The sequence below is a fragment of the Streptomyces pinistramenti genome (assembly GCF_020564935.1).
In the GTDB taxonomy this organism is placed as follows: domain Bacteria; phylum Actinomycetota; class Actinomycetes; order Streptomycetales; family Streptomycetaceae; genus Streptomyces; species Streptomyces pinistramenti.
Genome location: NZ_JAJCXB010000101.1, coordinates 1 through 14204, shown reverse-complemented (window position 1 = coordinate 14204; position 14204 = coordinate 1). Strand labels below are relative to the sequence as shown.

The 14204-nt window shown below is 69.6% G+C and carries 16 protein-coding genes; 5 read left to right on the top strand and 11 right to left on the bottom strand.

Annotation, left to right across the window (positions count from 1 at the left end):
• The first annotated feature begins 289 nt into the window (after window positions 1–289).
• From LIU39_RS33770 to LIU39_RS33755, 4 genes are all read left to right on the top strand, one after another.
• Window positions 290–1885, top strand: a complete 1596-nt coding sequence (locus LIU39_RS33770; protein ID WP_227050800.1) for an alpha/beta fold hydrolase — start codon at window positions 290–292, stop codon at window positions 1883–1885.
• 139 nt (window positions 1886–2024) lie between these two features.
• Window positions 2025–2762, top strand: a complete 738-nt coding sequence (locus LIU39_RS33765) for a TetR/AcrR family transcriptional regulator (RefSeq protein ID WP_227050799.1) — start codon at window positions 2025–2027, stop codon at window positions 2760–2762.
• Window positions 2763–2787: 25 nt separating this feature from the next.
• Entirely contained in the window at window positions 2788–4092 is a 1305-nt protein-coding gene (locus LIU39_RS33760; RefSeq protein WP_227050798.1) for a cytochrome P450 family protein, read from the top strand.
• A 72-nt stretch (window positions 4093–4164) separates the two neighbouring features.
• Window positions 4165–4617: a hypothetical protein gene (locus LIU39_RS33755; protein WP_227050797.1), complete on the top strand. Its 453-nt coding sequence runs from the start codon at window positions 4165–4167 to the stop codon at window positions 4615–4617.
• A gap of 34 nt (window positions 4618–4651) precedes the next feature.
• Here LIU39_RS33755 and LIU39_RS33750 read toward each other — a convergent pair whose 3' ends face one another.
• The 6 genes from LIU39_RS33750 to LIU39_RS33725 all read right to left on the bottom strand — a co-directional run bounded on the left by LIU39_RS33750 (window position 4652) and on the right by LIU39_RS33725 (window position 9020).
• Window positions 4652–5530: an amino acid ABC transporter permease gene (locus tag LIU39_RS33750; protein ID WP_227050796.1), complete on the bottom strand. Its 879-nt coding sequence runs from the start codon at window positions 5528–5530 to the stop codon at window positions 4652–4654.
• Entirely contained in the window at window positions 5527–6171 is a 645-nt protein-coding gene (locus tag LIU39_RS33745) for an amino acid ABC transporter permease (protein ID WP_227050795.1), read from the bottom strand. Before LIU39_RS33745 ends, LIU39_RS33750 begins: the two co-directional genes overlap by 4 nt.
• A gap of 19 nt (window positions 6172–6190) precedes the next feature.
• The gene (locus tag LIU39_RS33740; RefSeq protein ID WP_227050794.1) at window positions 6191–7120 is read right to left on the bottom strand and encodes a glutamate ABC transporter substrate-binding protein; all 930 of its coding nucleotides are present in this window, start codon (window positions 7118–7120) and stop codon (window positions 6191–6193) included.
• 14 nt (window positions 7121–7134) lie between these two features.
• Entirely contained in the window at window positions 7135–7878 is a 744-nt protein-coding gene (locus LIU39_RS33735) for an amino acid ABC transporter ATP-binding protein (protein WP_227050793.1), read from the bottom strand.
• Between the two features lie 150 nt (window positions 7879–8028).
• Window positions 8029–8469: a DUF6278 family protein gene (locus LIU39_RS33730; protein ID WP_227050792.1), complete on the bottom strand. Its 441-nt coding sequence runs from the start codon at window positions 8467–8469 to the stop codon at window positions 8029–8031.
• A gap of 317 nt (window positions 8470–8786) precedes the next feature.
• On the bottom strand, window positions 8787–9020 hold the full coding sequence (locus tag LIU39_RS33725; protein ID WP_227050791.1) for a hypothetical protein: 234 nt from the start codon (window positions 9018–9020) through the stop codon (window positions 8787–8789).
• Between the two features lie 59 nt (window positions 9021–9079).
• Here LIU39_RS33725 and LIU39_RS33720 point away from each other — a divergent pair, with 59 nt between their 5' ends.
• A complete protein-coding gene (locus tag LIU39_RS33720) occupies window positions 9080–9427 on the top strand; it encodes a zinc-binding dehydrogenase (RefSeq protein ID WP_227050790.1) in 348 nt (115 codons plus the stop codon).
• 105 nt (window positions 9428–9532) lie between these two features.
• Here LIU39_RS33720 and LIU39_RS33715 read toward each other — a convergent pair whose 3' ends face one another.
• The 5 genes from LIU39_RS33715 to LIU39_RS33695 form a co-directional block, all read right to left on the bottom strand.
• A complete protein-coding gene (locus LIU39_RS33715) occupies window positions 9533–10312 on the bottom strand; it encodes an exodeoxyribonuclease III (protein WP_227050789.1) in 780 nt (259 codons plus the stop codon).
• 43 nt (window positions 10313–10355) lie between these two features.
• Window positions 10356–10994, bottom strand: coding sequence for an MBL fold metallo-hydrolase (locus tag LIU39_RS33710; protein ID WP_227050788.1), 639 nt, complete (start codon window positions 10992–10994; stop codon window positions 10356–10358).
• Window positions 10995–11152: 158 nt separating this feature from the next.
• Window positions 11153–12430, bottom strand: a complete 1278-nt coding sequence (pcaDC, locus tag LIU39_RS33705) for a bifunctional 3-oxoadipate enol-lactonase/4-carboxymuconolactone decarboxylase PcaDC (RefSeq protein ID WP_227050801.1) — start codon at window positions 12428–12430, stop codon at window positions 11153–11155.
• A 34-nt stretch (window positions 12431–12464) separates the two neighbouring features.
• Entirely contained in the window at window positions 12465–13607 is a 1143-nt protein-coding gene (locus LIU39_RS33700) for a tyrosine-type recombinase/integrase (RefSeq protein ID WP_227050787.1), read from the bottom strand.
• Between the two features lie 343 nt (window positions 13608–13950).
• Window positions 13951–14204 (bottom strand): MarR family transcriptional regulator (locus LIU39_RS33695; RefSeq protein ID WP_227050786.1); only part of this gene is annotated, 254 nt, incomplete at its 5' end.

The window sequence follows — 14204 nt, the reverse complement described above, 5'->3', positions numbered from 1 at the left end:
GCCCCTGCCCCCTCAACTCCCCACGCCTCCAGGGAAGTTCCGCCCGCACCCGGATCCGCCGCACCTTGCTCCCTACGGACGGGACGACCACGGACACCACTGCGTTACCCATCCGTAACCTACCGACGGGTTACTTGCGGTAAGCGCCGGACTTTACTCTCCAGTCACCTCGAACCGTCGGCCGCCCCTCCTGTCGGCGGATGCCTTCGGCATGCGCCGGGACGCCTCCGGGCCTCCCCGGGTTCCCCGGACAGCGGCCGCCGGTTCGCATCACGATCTGGAGCAGAAGATGACGCCTTCCCGCACGACGCTGCGCGCCGCGATCGGCACCGTCTCCGCCGCGGTCCTCGCCACCACCGTCCTCGCCGGCGCCCCGGCCGCCTCCGGCGCCGCCGCCCACACCGACCGCACCGCGGCGGCCACCGGCTCCGCCGTGAAGTTCGTCGACATCACCGGCGACGGCGGCGTCACGCTCAAGGCCAACGTCTTCACCCCGGCCGGTGCCGACGGCACCCGGCGCTTCCCGGTCATCGTGCTGCCCACCAGCTGGGCGATGCCGCAGATCGAGTACATGGCGCAGGCGAAGAAGCTGGCCGACGCCGGGTACGTCGTCATCGGATACAACGTGCGCGGCTTCTGGCAGTCCGGCGGGAAGATCGAGACGGCAGGACCGCAGGACATCGCCGACGCCTCCAAGGTCATCGACTGGGCGCTCGCCCACACCCCCGCCGACCCGCAGAAGGTCGGCATGGGCGGGGTCTCCTACGGCGCGGGGATCAGCCTGCTGGCCTCCGCGCAGGACCGGCGGATCAAGGCGGTCGCCGCCCTCAGCGGCTGGGCCGACCTGATCGGCTCGATCTACAGCGGCCGGACCCAGCACCTCCAGGCCGGGGCGATGCTCGGCGCGGCCGGCGCCCTCACCGGCCGTCCCAGCGCCGAACTCCAGGGCGTGCTCAAGGACTTCCTCGGCTCGAACCTGGCCAAGGAGAAGGACATGATCGCCTGGGGCAGGAAGCGCTCGCCCGCCACCTACCTCGACAAGATCAACGCGAACGGCGCGGCCGTCATGCTCGGCAACGCCTGGGGCGACTCGCTCTTCCCGCCCAACCAGTACGCCGACTTCTTCGAGAAGCTCAAGGGCCCCAAGCGGCTGGAGTTCCGTCCGGGCGACCACGCCACGGCCGAGGCCACCGGCCTGTTCGGGCTGCCCAACGACACCTGGACCAGCACGAAGCGGTGGTTCGACCACTATCTCAAGGGCGCCGACAACGGCATCGACCGCGAGTCGCCGGTCCAGCTCAAGTCCCGTTCCACCGGCGCCTACGAGGGCTACCGGAGCTGGCAGGACGTACCGTCCGCGCACCGGAGTATCCCGCTCGGCGGCACCCACAGGACCGCCACCAACCTCGACTCCGGCGCCGACGGCGGGCTGATCTTCCTCTCCAGCATGCTGGACCAGTTCCTCAAGGCGCCGCCGATGGCCTCGATCCCGCTGCTGCCGCGCTCCCTGGCCGCCGTCTGGCAGTCCGACCGGTACGCGGCCCAGCAGCACATCCGCGGCACCGCGCGCCTGCACACGACCCTGACCAGCACGGCGGAGAGCGGCACCGCCATCGCCTACCTCTACGACGTCGGCCCGCTCGGCGTCGGCAAGCTCGTCACGCACGCGCCGTTCACCTTCCACGGCAAGGCCCCGAACCGGCCGTTCGGCGTGGATCTGGACCTCTTCTCGACGGCGTACGACGTCCCGGCCGGGCACCGGCTCGCCGTGGTCGTGGACACCGTCGACCCGCTCTACATCGCACACAACCCGCACGGCGCCGCACTGACCTTCTCCTCTCCGGCCGCCGACCCGTCGTACATGTCGGTACCGGTGCGCGACTAGACAGGACGGCTGACCGGCCGCAAGTCCTGCCCCACCCACGCGAGTTGTCCGGAATCCGCCTACTGAGCCCGCCTTCCGCGCCCTACCGTTGACTCTGTGACCGGATTCGTTATCTGGTCACGAAGGCGAGGGGGAGGGCGTGGAGCTGGAAGGGCGCGGCGAGCGGATTCTGCGGACGGCCGGTGAGCTGCTGGTGGCCTGGGGGTACCGGCGGGTGACGATCGAGGAGATCGCCCGTCGCGCCGGAGTCGGCAAGGGCACCGTCTACCTGCACTGGAAGACCAAGGACGCGCTGCTGCTGGCCGTCGTGCTCGACAGCAAACAGGACGCCCTGGAGCGGCAGTTGGCGCGGATGCGCGCCGATCCGCTGGAGGTGCTGCCGAGCGCGGTGATGAGCCGCTACTACTGCGACGCCCTGGAGAGCCCGGTGCTGCGCGCCGTCCACACCGACGACTCCGGCGTGCTCGGGCGCCTGGGCGACATCGCCGCCGTGGAGCTGGCGGAGCTGGTGGCGCACGGCGACCGGGCGCTGGACCGGCATCTCGGCGCGCTGCGCGCCTGCGGCCTGGTGCGCGACGACATGGCCCTCGCGGACCAGCGGTACACCCTGATCGCGATACTCGTCGGCTTCTTCATGGCCGACACCTACCTCGATAGCCGCGCCCCGGCCGTCACCGAACCCCGGGCCCGCCTGCTCGCCCATACGGTGCAGGCCGCGCTGGAGACCCCGGCAGGCCCCACCGCCACGCCCGATGGGCTGCCCGACGCCGACCGCGTACGCGAGGCGGCGGCTCGGGCAGCGCCCGGGATCATCGCCGTCTACGAGCACATCGCCCAGCTCAGCGCGGAGGAAATGCGCCGCCAGCTGCGTCCTTGACTCCCTACCCGGAGGAGAACCGACGATGTCCGCACCCACCGAACAGAGCCCGGCAACACCACCCGCCACGCTGACCGTTCACGTCGGAAAGCACCCGGACGAGCCGAACGTGATGGATCCCGCGCTGATCACCGACCCGTTCCGCGGCTACGGCGCGCTGCGCGAGCAGGGCCCGGTCGTCCGGGGCCGGTTCGTCGACGACTCACCGCTGTGGTTCGTCACCCGCTTCGACGAGGTCCGCGAGGTGCTGCGGGACCAGCGCTTCGCCAACAACCGGGAGCACTCGGAAAGCAGTGCGGGCGAGGATCCGATGACCCGGATGCTGAAGATGTTCGGCCTGCCCGAGGAACTGAACGTCTACTTCCTCGGCTCCATCCTCAACCAGGACGCCCCCGACCACTCCCGGCTCCGCCGCCTGGTGTCCCGCGCCTTCACCGCACGGAAGATCACCGACCTGCGCCCGCGGGTGACGGAGATCGCCGACGCGCTGCTGGACCGGCTCCCCGAGTACGCCGAGGACGGCGTCGTCGACCTCATCGAGCACTTCGCCTATCCGCTGCCGATCACGGTGATCTGCGAGCTGGTCGGCATCCCGGAGGAGGACCGCGCGCAGTGGCGGATCTGGGGAGCCGATCTCGTCTCGCTGGAGCCCGAGCGGCTGGCCCGGACCATGATCCCGATGATCGAGCACATCCACGAGCTGATCGGCCGCCGCCGGGCCGCGCTCACGGACGACCTGCTCAGCGAGCTGATCCGGGCGCACGACGACGACGGCGGCAGGCTCAGCGACGTCGAGATGGTCACGATGGTGCTCACGCTGGTCCTGGCCGGGCACGAAACCACCGCCCACCTGATCGGCAACGGCACCACGGCGCTGCTCACCCACCCCGACCAGCTCCGCCTGCTGCGGGACGACCCGGCGCTGCTGCCGCGCGCCGTCCACGAACTGATGCGGTGGTGCGGCCCGGTGCAGGCGACGCAACTGCGGTACGCCACCGAGGACATCGAGCTGGCCGGCGCGCCCATATCCCGCGGCGAGGCCGTCCAACTCAGCCTGGTCGCGGCCAACTTCGACCCCCGGCACTACGACGACCCCGAGCGTCTCGACATCACCCGGCACCCCGCGGGGCACGCCGAGAACCACGTCGGCTTCGGGCACGGCATGCACTACTGTCTGGGCGCCACCCTCGCGCGCCAGGAAGGCGAGGTCGCGTTCGACCGGCTGTTCTCCCGCTACCCGGGCGTCCGACTGGCGGTCGCCCCCGAGGAGCTCAGGCGCGACCCGCTGCCCGGCAGTTGGCGGCTTTCGTCGCTTCCGGTGCGGCTGTAGCGGCCGGGCCGGGCGCACCCTGCCGCGTCGCGCCCGGCGCGGCTCCGCCGGCCGTCCGGCAGGATCGGGGGCATGGGACACCCGCAGCTGCCGACCACCGAGTCCGCCGTCCGCGCGATCCGGGAGATCGCCGACGCGTACCGGCTGGAAATGACGGTCACCGACGACATCGGCGCCGACCGGACCTCCCGGCGCACCGCGGCCGGGGCGTTCGCGGTGCTCGACCCGGACGGTTCGCTGCCGCACGAGGCATACGTCGAGCTGGGCGGCAGCCCCGCCGTCAGCGTCCAGCTGTTCCCCGAGGACGACGCGAAGATCATCGTCGACGGGGTGGAGTTCCCTGACCTTCCCCGCGCCTCGGTCCCCGCGTTCCTGCGGTCCGTGTACGGCGGGACGGCCTGGGTGAAGGCGCGGTCCTTCCCGCCGGGCCAGTGGCTGATCGTGCCGCTGCCCGGCGACGAGACGTACAAGGAACTGATCCTGCGCGGGGCGCTCACGCCGTGGCTCGCGCGCGGCATCCGCTGAGAGCGGGCGGCACGGGGCGGCGACGAGGCCGGGGTCAGGCGTGCGGCGGCTTCGGGAGGCCGGGCCCGGCACCGGGCAGCAGCGTGCCCGGCTCCGCGGCGCCGACCTCCGCGGCCTCCACCTTCGGATTGCGCCGCTGCCGCCGGGAGACCCAGTGGGCGAGCCAGGACAGCAGCATGCACATCCCGATGTAGATCGGCGAGATGATCATGACGACGGGGATGAACGGCAGGTCGTAGTCGAGGTTGGACGCGATCAGCTTGCCGGCGTGCAGGAACTCCTCGTAGGTGATCAGGAAGCCGAGCGAGGTGTCCTTGAGGGCGACGACCAGCTGGCTGATGATCGTGGGCAGCATCGCGCGGACCGCCTGCGGCACCAGGACGTGCGTCATCACCTGCGTCTTGCCCATGCCCAGCGCGTACGCGGCTTCGCCCTGCCCGCGCTCGACGGAGTTCACGCCGGTACGGAAGACCTCGGCGAGCACCGAGCCGTTGTAGAGCGTCAGTCCGGTGACCAGGGCGGGCAGCGGCTCGACCTTCAGCGCCACGTACACGAAGAAGATCATGACCAGGACGGGCATCGCGCGGAAGAACTCGACCAGCACGGTGCCGGCCCAGCGGACCGCCCGGTGGTCGGAGAGCCGGGCACAGGCGAGCACCGCGCCGAGCGCCATCGAGAGGACCGCCGCGTAGCCGAACGCCTTGAGGGTGTTGCCCAGGCCGGTGAGCAGCAGCTCCTGAATTCCCTTGTAGGTGAAGGGAGTCCACTTCTGCGCGGTGAACTGTCCGGTGTCGAAGAGCAGAGAGATGATCCACCCGATCAGGGCGAGGAGGATCACGCTCGCGCCGGTGCCGTAGAGCAGGTGCCGCCGCCGGCTCCTCGGCCCGGGGAGGTCGTAGAGGGCGGTGGTCATCGGGCGACTCCCCAGCGCTTCTCCAGCACGTTGAACAGCGCGCTGATGGTCAGGGTCACGATCAGATAGCCGACGGCGATCCAGATGAAGGACCAGATGATGCTGTAGCCCAGCTCGTTGAGGGTCTTGTAGGTGCCGAGCAGTTCGACGACGCTGAAGGATCCGGCGATGGCGGAGTTCTTGGCGAGGGCGATCAGCGTGGAGCCGATGGGCGGGATGACCGAGCGGAACGCCTGCGGCAGCACCACGTCACCGAGGATCTGCGGGAAGGTCATGCCGAGGCTGCGGGCCGCCTCGCCCTGCCCGGCCGGCACGGTGTTGATGCCGGAGCGCACCGCCTCGCAGATGAACGCCGAGGTGTAGCAGCCGAGGGCGAGCACCGCGAACAGCTTGAACGGCAGCACCAGGCCGAACCGCGGCAGCCCCAGCAGCACCGCGAAGAACAGCAGCGTCAGCGGTGTGTTGCGCAGCACGGTGACCCAGACCGTGCCGAAGGCGCGGAGCGAGCCGACCGGGGCGACGCGGAAGGCCGCGATGAGGAAGCCGAGGGCGAGCGCGAGCAGCGAGGCGTAGACGGTGAGCTCGACGGTACCGAGCAGGCCCTCGCCGTAGAGGGAGAGGTTGTCGAGGAGAACGTTCATCGGTCGGTTCCTTCTCTCCTCAGCCCGCCGGGTAGCGGTCGATCGGCGGCGGCTTCGGCGCGGGAGTCCCGGACAGGCCGAGGGTCGCCTCGTACGCCTTCTTCCAGTTGCCGTTCTTCTCCTGGGCGGCCAGAGCGTCGTCGAGGGCGAGGCGCAGCGCGGTGTCCCGGCGCGGGACGCCGATGCCGTACGGCTCCCGGGAGAAGGGCTTGCCGACGACCTTCAGTTCGTCGGGGGCCTTCGCCGCGTAGCCCAGCAGGATCGCGTCGTCGGTGGTGACCACGTCGACCTGGTAGGTGAGCAGGTTGTCCACGCACACGGAGTAGGTGTCGTACCCGACCAGGTCGGCCCGGGGGAAGTCGGCCTTGATGCGCTGGTACGGCGTCGAACCGGCGGCGGAGCAGACGCGTTTGCCCGCGAGGTCCTGCGGCCCCTTGATGCCCTTCTCGTCGGAGCGCACCAGCAGCCCTTGCCCTGCCATGTAGTACGGACCGGCGAAGCCGACCTGCTTCTTGCGCTTGGGGTTGATGGTGTACGTGCCGACGTACAGGTCGATCTGGCCGTTCTGCAGCGCCGTCTCGCGGTTGGCCGATGCGATCGTCTTGAAGACGATGGTGGAGGGGGCGAAGCCCAGCGAGGCGGACATCATCTTCGCGATCTCGATGTCGAAGCCGGAGTACCGGCCGGACGAGGGGTCTCGCTCGCCGAGGTAGGGCTGGTCCTCCTTGACCCCGATGACGAGGTGTCCGCGGCGCTTCGCCTTCGTCCAAGTGGGAGAGGCGGGCAGCCGGAAGCCGGAGGCGACGGTGTAGTGCGGCAGTTGGTCGGCGCTGGGGCCCTTGGCCGGCGGGCTGCCTTCCCGGCCGCAGCCGGTGGCGGCCAGGGCGAGGACGGTGAAAAGGAGGGCCGCGAGGGGGCGGCGCAGGCGCCAGGAGTGCAGGTGCGTCATCACAGCGCCCCCGTTCAGTGCTTGAGGATCTTGGACAGGAAGTCCTTGGCGCGTTCGCTCCTCGGCGAGGTGAAGAAGTCCTCCGGCGTGCGGTCCTCGACGATCCGGCCGTCGGCCATGAAGACGACGCGGTTGGCGGCGGACCGCGCGAATCCCATCTCGTGGGTGACGACGACCATGGTCATCCCGTCGGCGGCGAGCTGCTGCATCACTTCCAGCACCTCGTTGATCATTTCCGGGTCCAGGGCAGAGGTCGGCTCGTCGAAGAGCAGCGCGAGGGGCTCCATGGCGAGCGCGCGGGCGATGGCGACGCGCTGCTGCTGGCCTCCGGAGAGCTGGGCGGGGTACTTCTCGGCCTGCGAGGCGAGTCCGACCCGCTCCAGGAGTTCGCGGGCGCGCACGGCGGCCTGGTCCTTGCTCTTCTTGCGGACCTTGACCGGCGCCAGCATGACGTTGGCCAGGACGGTCTTGTGCGCGAAGAGGTTGAAGGACTGGAAGACCATGCCGACTTCGGCTCGCAACCCGGCGAGGGCGCGGCCCTCTTCGGGCAGCGGCTTCCCGTCCAGGGTGATGGTGCCGGACTCGATCGTCTCCAGGCGGTTGATGGCCCGGCACAGGGTGGACTTCCCTGACCCGGAGGGGCCGATGACCACCACCACCTCGCCGCGGCCGACGGTGAGGTCGATGTCCTGGAGGACGTGAAGTTTCCCGTAGTACTTGTTGACCCCGCGCATTTCAATCAGCGCATCACCGGCCATATGCAGACCTGCCCACTCTCATCCGTACAGCGGAGATTGTGCAACTTACCCGGACAAAACCGGCACTTCTCCGCTGACACGCACGACGGTCCTGACAAGAGTGGAGAACCCGAGGAACCGCGGACCGCAGCCCCACACAACCCGCCGCACTCAGCTCTCGGCGACCTCCGCATACACCTGGGACAGCTCCGGCGCCCCGACATCGGCCCATTCATGACCGGCCGACACCACATCGATCTCCCGGCCCGACTCCAGCCGCACCACCGGCTGACCGTCCGGCCACACCTGCCACACCGCGCCGCGCACCGTACGCACCAGGACCGTACCGAGATACAGGCCCGCGTCGTTGCCGAGCCAGGGCAGCACCTCCGGATCGTCCCGCCACACCGGCTGCAACTGGTCCAACGCCTCCAACGACCGTACGGAATCGTCGAGTTCCACACCGGCGTCCGCCGCCTGGGCCCGCAGCAGCTCGCACTCGGACAGCAGCTCGGCGACGCTGTCGGGATCGTCGCGCACCGCGTCCGTGAGCGGCACGGGACGGTCCGCCTCCGGGCGCTTGCGCCACTTGTCCAGGAAAGACATGTTCATGGTGTGCAGGGTCGCATCCACGCCCGGACCCTGGCCACAGGCGCGCGGCGCGACGAGCCCCCGTTCGACGGGTTGACACCTGCCGTTCGAGCCCCCCGGACCGCATCCGCCGGAGCCACCGCTCTGCGCGTCAACGGACGGGATCGCCGTACGCCACCCGCCCGTTGACGCCTGACGGAGCGAGCCCCCCCCCCTTTCCGCCGGACGTCAACGGCCAGGTGCGAGTGGCAGGCCCGACCCGGCGCCGGCGGCCCGTCGCTTCTCCCGCACGCCAGTGACCAGCAGCCGCAACGACACCGCAAGCCGTCGGCCTTCCCCTACGCCGGCAGGTGCACGATCGGCCCGTTCTGCAGCGCGCCGATCAGGAGGTGGGCCGGCAACTCGGCGTCCAGATCCGGGCGTTCCTCGGCGAGCAGCGCGCTGATGTGGCCGTGCCGGAACCCGTAGACCGAGTGCCGCTTGCGCGAGTCCTCCGAGGACGCGTTCTGCGACCTCGCCGTCGCGGACGCGCGACAGCTCGTCCGGGTACCCAACTCTCTCGGCGCGGGCACGGCCGGCGCGCTCCCGATAGCGGCGCCGGTGGCCCGGGGCGGGCTACGCGCCCGGCGGCGTGGATGTCGTCCTCGACGCGGCCGGCGGCGAGATTCTGCGCCGCAGCCCGGACGTACTGGCCCCGTACGGACGGCTGGTGGCGTACGGAGCCGCGAGCGGCGAGCTCGGCAGCATCCCCGTCACCGACCTGTTCGCCCTGAGAACCGTCACCGGGTTCTCCCTCATCGCCGCCCCTGCGGCCGACGCCGGACAGTCCCTGAAGGACCTGGCCGAACTCACCGAGTACGCGCCCCAGGGGCTGTTGCGCGCGGCGGTCCACACCCGGCTGCCACCGACCGAGACCAGCGAGGTCCACCAACTGCTGGAAAGCCGCGCACAGCTGGGCCGCGTACTGGTCGTCCCGTAGGACGGCCGGGCCGGCTCTCGCCCGCGTCGGTACAGCCGGGAAAGGCGGGCAGCGAGAGCCGGGCACGGTTCGCGCCGCCCGCCGCCTTGCCCCGGATGAAAAGCCCTAGATCTCCAGATCGACGACGACCGGCGCGTGGTCGGACGCGCCCTTGCCCTTGCGCTCCTCGCGGTCGACGTAGCAGTCCGAAACGGCCTTGGTGAACGGGGCGTTGCCGTAGACGAGGTCGATGCGCATGCCACGGTTCTTGGGGAAGCCCAGGGCGCGGTAGTCCCAGAACGTGAACGGGCGGTCGTACTTGAGGGCGCGGGGCAGCACATCGCTCAGGCCCGTTCCGCGCAGGTCGGCCAGCGCCTCGCGCTCGGCCGGGGTGATGTGGGTCTGGCCCTCGAACGCGGCCGGATCCCAGAGGTCCTCGTCCGCCGGCGCGACATTGAAGTCGCCGAGGACCGCGAACGGGCGGTCGCCCGCCGCGTCCTCGGCGACCGCGCTGCGCAGCGCCTGCAACCAGCTCAGCTTGTAGGCATAGTGCGCGTGCCCGACCTCGCGGCCGTTGGGGACGTACACCGACCAGACGCGGACCGGGCCGCAGGTCGCGGAGAGGGCGCGGGGCTCCTCCGCGCCGTCGTACTCCGGGCCGCCGGGCAGGCCGAGCACGACGTCCTCCAGGCCGGCCTTCGAGATCAGGGCCACGCCGTTCCAGCGGCCGTTGGCGTTGACCGCACACTCGTAGCCCAGCTCCCGGAGCTGGTCGGCGGGGAACTGTTCCAGGGCGCACTTGGTCTCCTGGATGCACAGCACGTCCGTGCCGGTGCTCTCCAGCCAGGCCAGCAGCCTCGGGAGGCGGGCGGTGATCGAGTTGACGTTCCAGGTCGCGATGCGCATGCCGGTAAACCTACAGCGAGGGACTGACAGTCGGCGGTGACGGTCAGCCCACGTCGGTGCTGCGGCCGGCGGCGAGGCGGCTGTGATCGGTGCCGGTGAGGTTGCCGATCATGCCGTCGTAGACCGGCCGCGCGTGGTCCTGGAGCAGGCTGTCGTGGATGTCGATGGCCTGCCGCGGTGCGACCTCCCGGAGGTAGTCGATGACCTCCGACATCTTGTTCCAGGGCGCGTGGACCGGCAGCAGCAACGTGTCGACCGCACGGCCCTCCGGGACGGTGAACGCGTCGCCCGGGTGGAAGACCGTGCCGTCGACGAGGAAGCCGACGTTGGTGACGCGCGGGATGTCGGGGTGGATGACGGCGTGCAGCTGGCCGTGCACCTCGACGTCGAAGCCGGCGGCGGAGAACGTGTCGCCCTCGCCGACGGTGTGCACCCGGCCGGGGAAGGCCGCGGAGAGCTGGTCGGCGACGCTGGCCAGGGTCCAGATCTCGGCGGCCGGATTGGCCTCCATGCCCGCGCGCAGCCGGTCCTCGTGGAAGTGGTCCATGTGCTCGTGGGTCACGAGAATGGCATCGGCGCCGACCGCCGCGTCCTGCTCGGTGAACAGCCCCGGGTCGATGACGAGCACCTGCCCGTCCTTCTCCAGCCGGACACAGGCGTGAGTCTTCTTCGTGAGTTCCATACCTGCCATCCTGCCGCGCGGGAGAGGGCGGGGGCCGGCTGGGGGGCTGCGGGAAACCGCATCACTACACCCGCCCACCCCCCGAAGGGGGGTGGGCGGCGGGGAAAAAACCATAGGGCCCAAGCCGACCCCGACCCCGCCCGGCCTCCTCCCCGCCCTCACCCCTCCGGCGTCGTCTCCTCGCGGATGACGCGCTGGGCGACGGTGAACGCGGCGTTCGCGGCCGGGACGCCGCAGTAGACCGCGGTGTGCAGCAGGATTTCCTTGATCTCGGACGGGGTGAGGCCGTTGCGCAGCGCGGCCCGGGTGTGCAACGCCAGGTCGTCCCGGTGGCCGCCGGCGACCAGCGCGGAGAGCGTGATGATGCTGCGGGTGCGCCGGTCGAGCCCGGGACGGGACCAGGTCTCGCCCCAGGAGTAGCGCGTGATGAAGTCCTGGAACTCACCGGAGAAGTCGTCGGTGGTCGCCTCGACCTCGTCGACGTGCGCATCGCCGAGCACCTCGCGCCGGACCTTGATGCCCCGCTCGTACGCGCTGCCGCGCACCAGCTCGGGCTGCGCGAGCCCGGACTCGATGGCGGCCGGTGCCGTCTGCGGAGGCGGCGGGGGCGCGAGTACCGGCTTGGGCGCGGCGGCTCCGATCGCCGCCTGGCCGCCCGGCCCCGGCTTGTCGTGCCAGCTGGTGGTGAAGTGCCGGATGAGGAGTTCGGTGACGGCCGCGGGCTGCTCCACGGGCGCGAGGTGCGAGGTGCCGGGCACCAGAGCCAGGCCGGCGTCCGGGATCCCGGCGACCAGGGTGCGGGCGTCGGTGGTCGGCGTGACCTGGTCCTCGGACCCGACGATGACGAGGGTCGGCGCGCCGACTCTGTTCAGGGACGATCTGACGTCGTACGCGGCCAGCGCCTCGCAGGCGGCGATGTAGCAGCCGGGGTCGGTGGTCCGCACCATCTGGACGGCCCATTCGACGATGGCCGGCTGGGCGCCCGCGAAGCCGGAGGTGAACCAGCGCTCGGGCGCGGTACGGGCGATCGGGTCCAGACCGTTCGTCCGGATGACCACGCCACGCTGACGCCAGGAATCCGCGGTGCCGTAGCGCGGCGAGGAGGAGATCAGCGCGAGCGACGTGACCCGCTGCGGGCGGGTCAGTGCCAGCTGCGTGCCGATGGCTCCGCCGATGGAACAGCCCGCGTAGCCGAACCGGTCCACGCCCAGCGAGTCGAGAGTGGCGACCACGCGGTCGGCCAGCTCAGCGACGGAGGACGCCGGGTGGGCGGGCGAGCCGCCGTGACCGGGCAGGTCGAAGCGGATGACGCGCCAGTGGCGGGTCAACTCGGGGATCTGCCGGTCCCACATGTGCCATGTGGTACCCAGTGAGGCACCCATAACCAAGACTGGAGCGTCTTCTGGCCCGTCAGAGCGGTACTGCAGGGTGTGCATCGGTATCTCACTCACGCCCGCACGCTCTCACATCTCACGATTTCTCACACGCTTGGGTCGGATCCTCGTGCAGGCCGTGCCAAGTTGTGGCGGCTTCACGGAGATCCTCCACGTCCGGTTTGATGTACCACCTCTTGGTGGTCTTCACGTTCGAGTGTCCGGCCCATCGCGCAAGGATATGGTCCGGCACACCCTTGTTGGCCAGGTATGTGAGGCACGCCGCACGAGCGTCGGAGAGGCGAACGCGACGGAGTCCGAGGGTCGCCATGAGCCGGTACACGAAACGGCGGAGCTGCTTGATCGTGAAGGGTTCTCCGGTCTCATGCACCAGGATGTAGCCGGAGAGCATGTAAGCCTCGCCCAGAGCTGTCTGCTCCTTGGCCTGGAGAGCCTTGAATGCCTTGAGAGCAGCCAGCACCGGAGCGGGCAGCGGGAGGTCCCGCTCGCCGGCCATGGATTTCGTGTCCTTCTCCACCACGTAGCGGTTGCCCATCATCGTGCGCGTGTTGGCAATGGTGATGGTGGCATTTTCCAGGTCGACATCTTCCCACCGGAGTCCGCAGACTTCAGCCGGGCGTAGGCCCATGAGGGACAGCAGGAGCGGAGCGTAAATCCTTTCTTCCTTGACGCCATGGACGAACGTCCGAACCTCCTGAACGTTCCAGGGCTTCACTTCCTGCTTGGTCTTCCGCTCTTCCTTGCGTGCCCTACGCGGAATGCTCACGTGCGCGGCCACGTTCAGGGACACCAGTCGACGCGTGACAGCTCGGTTAAGAGCTTCCTTCAGCCGGGCGAGGCTCATGTCCACGCTGGTCACTCCGAGCGGAGTACCGGCCCTTTTACCACGTACACGCCCGTACTGAAGAGACCAGTGCATCCACGCTTCTACGTCCTCTTCAGTAAGTTCCTGAAGACGGATATGGCCCAGCTTCCCCCGTACTCGGTCCAGGGTGATCCGGTAGTTGTAGATGGTGGTTTCTTCCAGGTCTTCGGCCTTCATAGCCAACCACCGGTCAAGCCACTCGTTCACGGTGATCTTGTTGAGCGGTATGAACGTGCCTTCGTGGCGACGGTTAGTGATGCGTGCGTACTCGGCCTTCGCTTCCTTCAGCGTGTCAAACGTGCGGGTCAGCTGCTTGCGCTTCTTCGTGACAGGGTCGATCCCTACATCGGCCACAAAGCGGTACCTCACTTTCCCATTCGCATTCGGGGGGAGCTTCTTTATGGGAACGGACAGGGGTGCTCACTCTCCTTCAAGGCATGGAGAATCCACATAGGCGGAGGCTCCATTACTTCTCAGCCATAGGTGCCGACTTCATCAGGGCAGCAAGTGACCGTTCTTCGCTTCCTCCTCGCGGACTACCGTGCTACCTACTGCATCCGCCGCGGCTCCACCGCCAAGCACAGCCGCGCGAACGACTTAAATGCTCCGGACGATCCCCGGTTTGGCTAACCGGGGATCGTCGGCTATGTAGCGGGGTGCAGCATGAATTGCGCTGCCGAGTGCCGGATCGAGCGCGTCAGACGGCGGGGTGACCGGAGCCGAGGCTGTACGTCGCGCTGTCGGCGGCCGAGCAGATGAGGCCGTCGTCGGTGAGGCGGCCGAGAGCGCGGGCAATTGCCGGCTCGCGGATGCCGAGGGCGCGGGCGATCTGTTGTGCCGTCAGGCCGGGGTGGACGGCGACGTGGGCGAGGACCACTCGGTCACGTCGGTAGTCCTGTTGCGACAGGCCCTCAGCGAAGAGCCCTGCTGCGCAGACGCACAGGCACAGGG

Coding starts and splice junctions, on each gene's coding strand:
- LIU39_RS33770 (WP_227050800.1), top strand. CDS start 290: ATGACGCCTTCCCGCACGACGCTGCGCGCCGCGATCGGCACCGTCTCC.
- LIU39_RS33760 (WP_227050798.1), top strand. CDS start 2,788: ATGTCCGCACCCACCGAACAGAGCCCGGCAACACCACCCGCCACGCTG.
- LIU39_RS33755 (WP_227050797.1), top strand. CDS start 4,165: ATGGGACACCCGCAGCTGCCGACCACCGAGTCCGCCGTCCGCGCGATC.
- LIU39_RS33750 (WP_227050796.1), bottom strand. CDS start 5,530: ATGACCACCGCCCTCTACGACCTCCCCGGGCCGAGGAGCCGGCGGCGG.
- LIU39_RS33745 (WP_227050795.1), bottom strand. CDS start 6,171: ATGAACGTTCTCCTCGACAACCTCTCCCTCTACGGCGAGGGCCTGCTC.
- LIU39_RS33740 (WP_227050794.1), bottom strand. CDS start 7,120: ATGACGCACCTGCACTCCTGGCGCCTGCGCCGCCCCCTCGCGGCCCTC.
- LIU39_RS33735 (WP_227050793.1), bottom strand. CDS start 7,878: ATGGCCGGTGATGCGCTGATTGAAATGCGCGGGGTCAACAAGTACTAC.
- LIU39_RS33730 (WP_227050792.1), bottom strand. CDS start 8,469: ATGAACATGTCTTTCCTGGACAAGTGGCGCAAGCGCCCGGAGGCGGAC.
- LIU39_RS33715 (WP_227050789.1), bottom strand. CDS start 10,312: ATGCGCATCGCGACCTGGAACGTCAACTCGATCACCGCCCGCCTCCCG.
- LIU39_RS33710 (WP_227050788.1), bottom strand. CDS start 10,994: ATGGAACTCACGAAGAAGACTCACGCCTGTGTCCGGCTGGAGAAGGAC.
- pcaDC (WP_227050801.1), bottom strand. CDS start 12,430: ATGCACACCCTGCAGTACCGCTCTGACGGGCCAGAAGACGCTCCAGTC.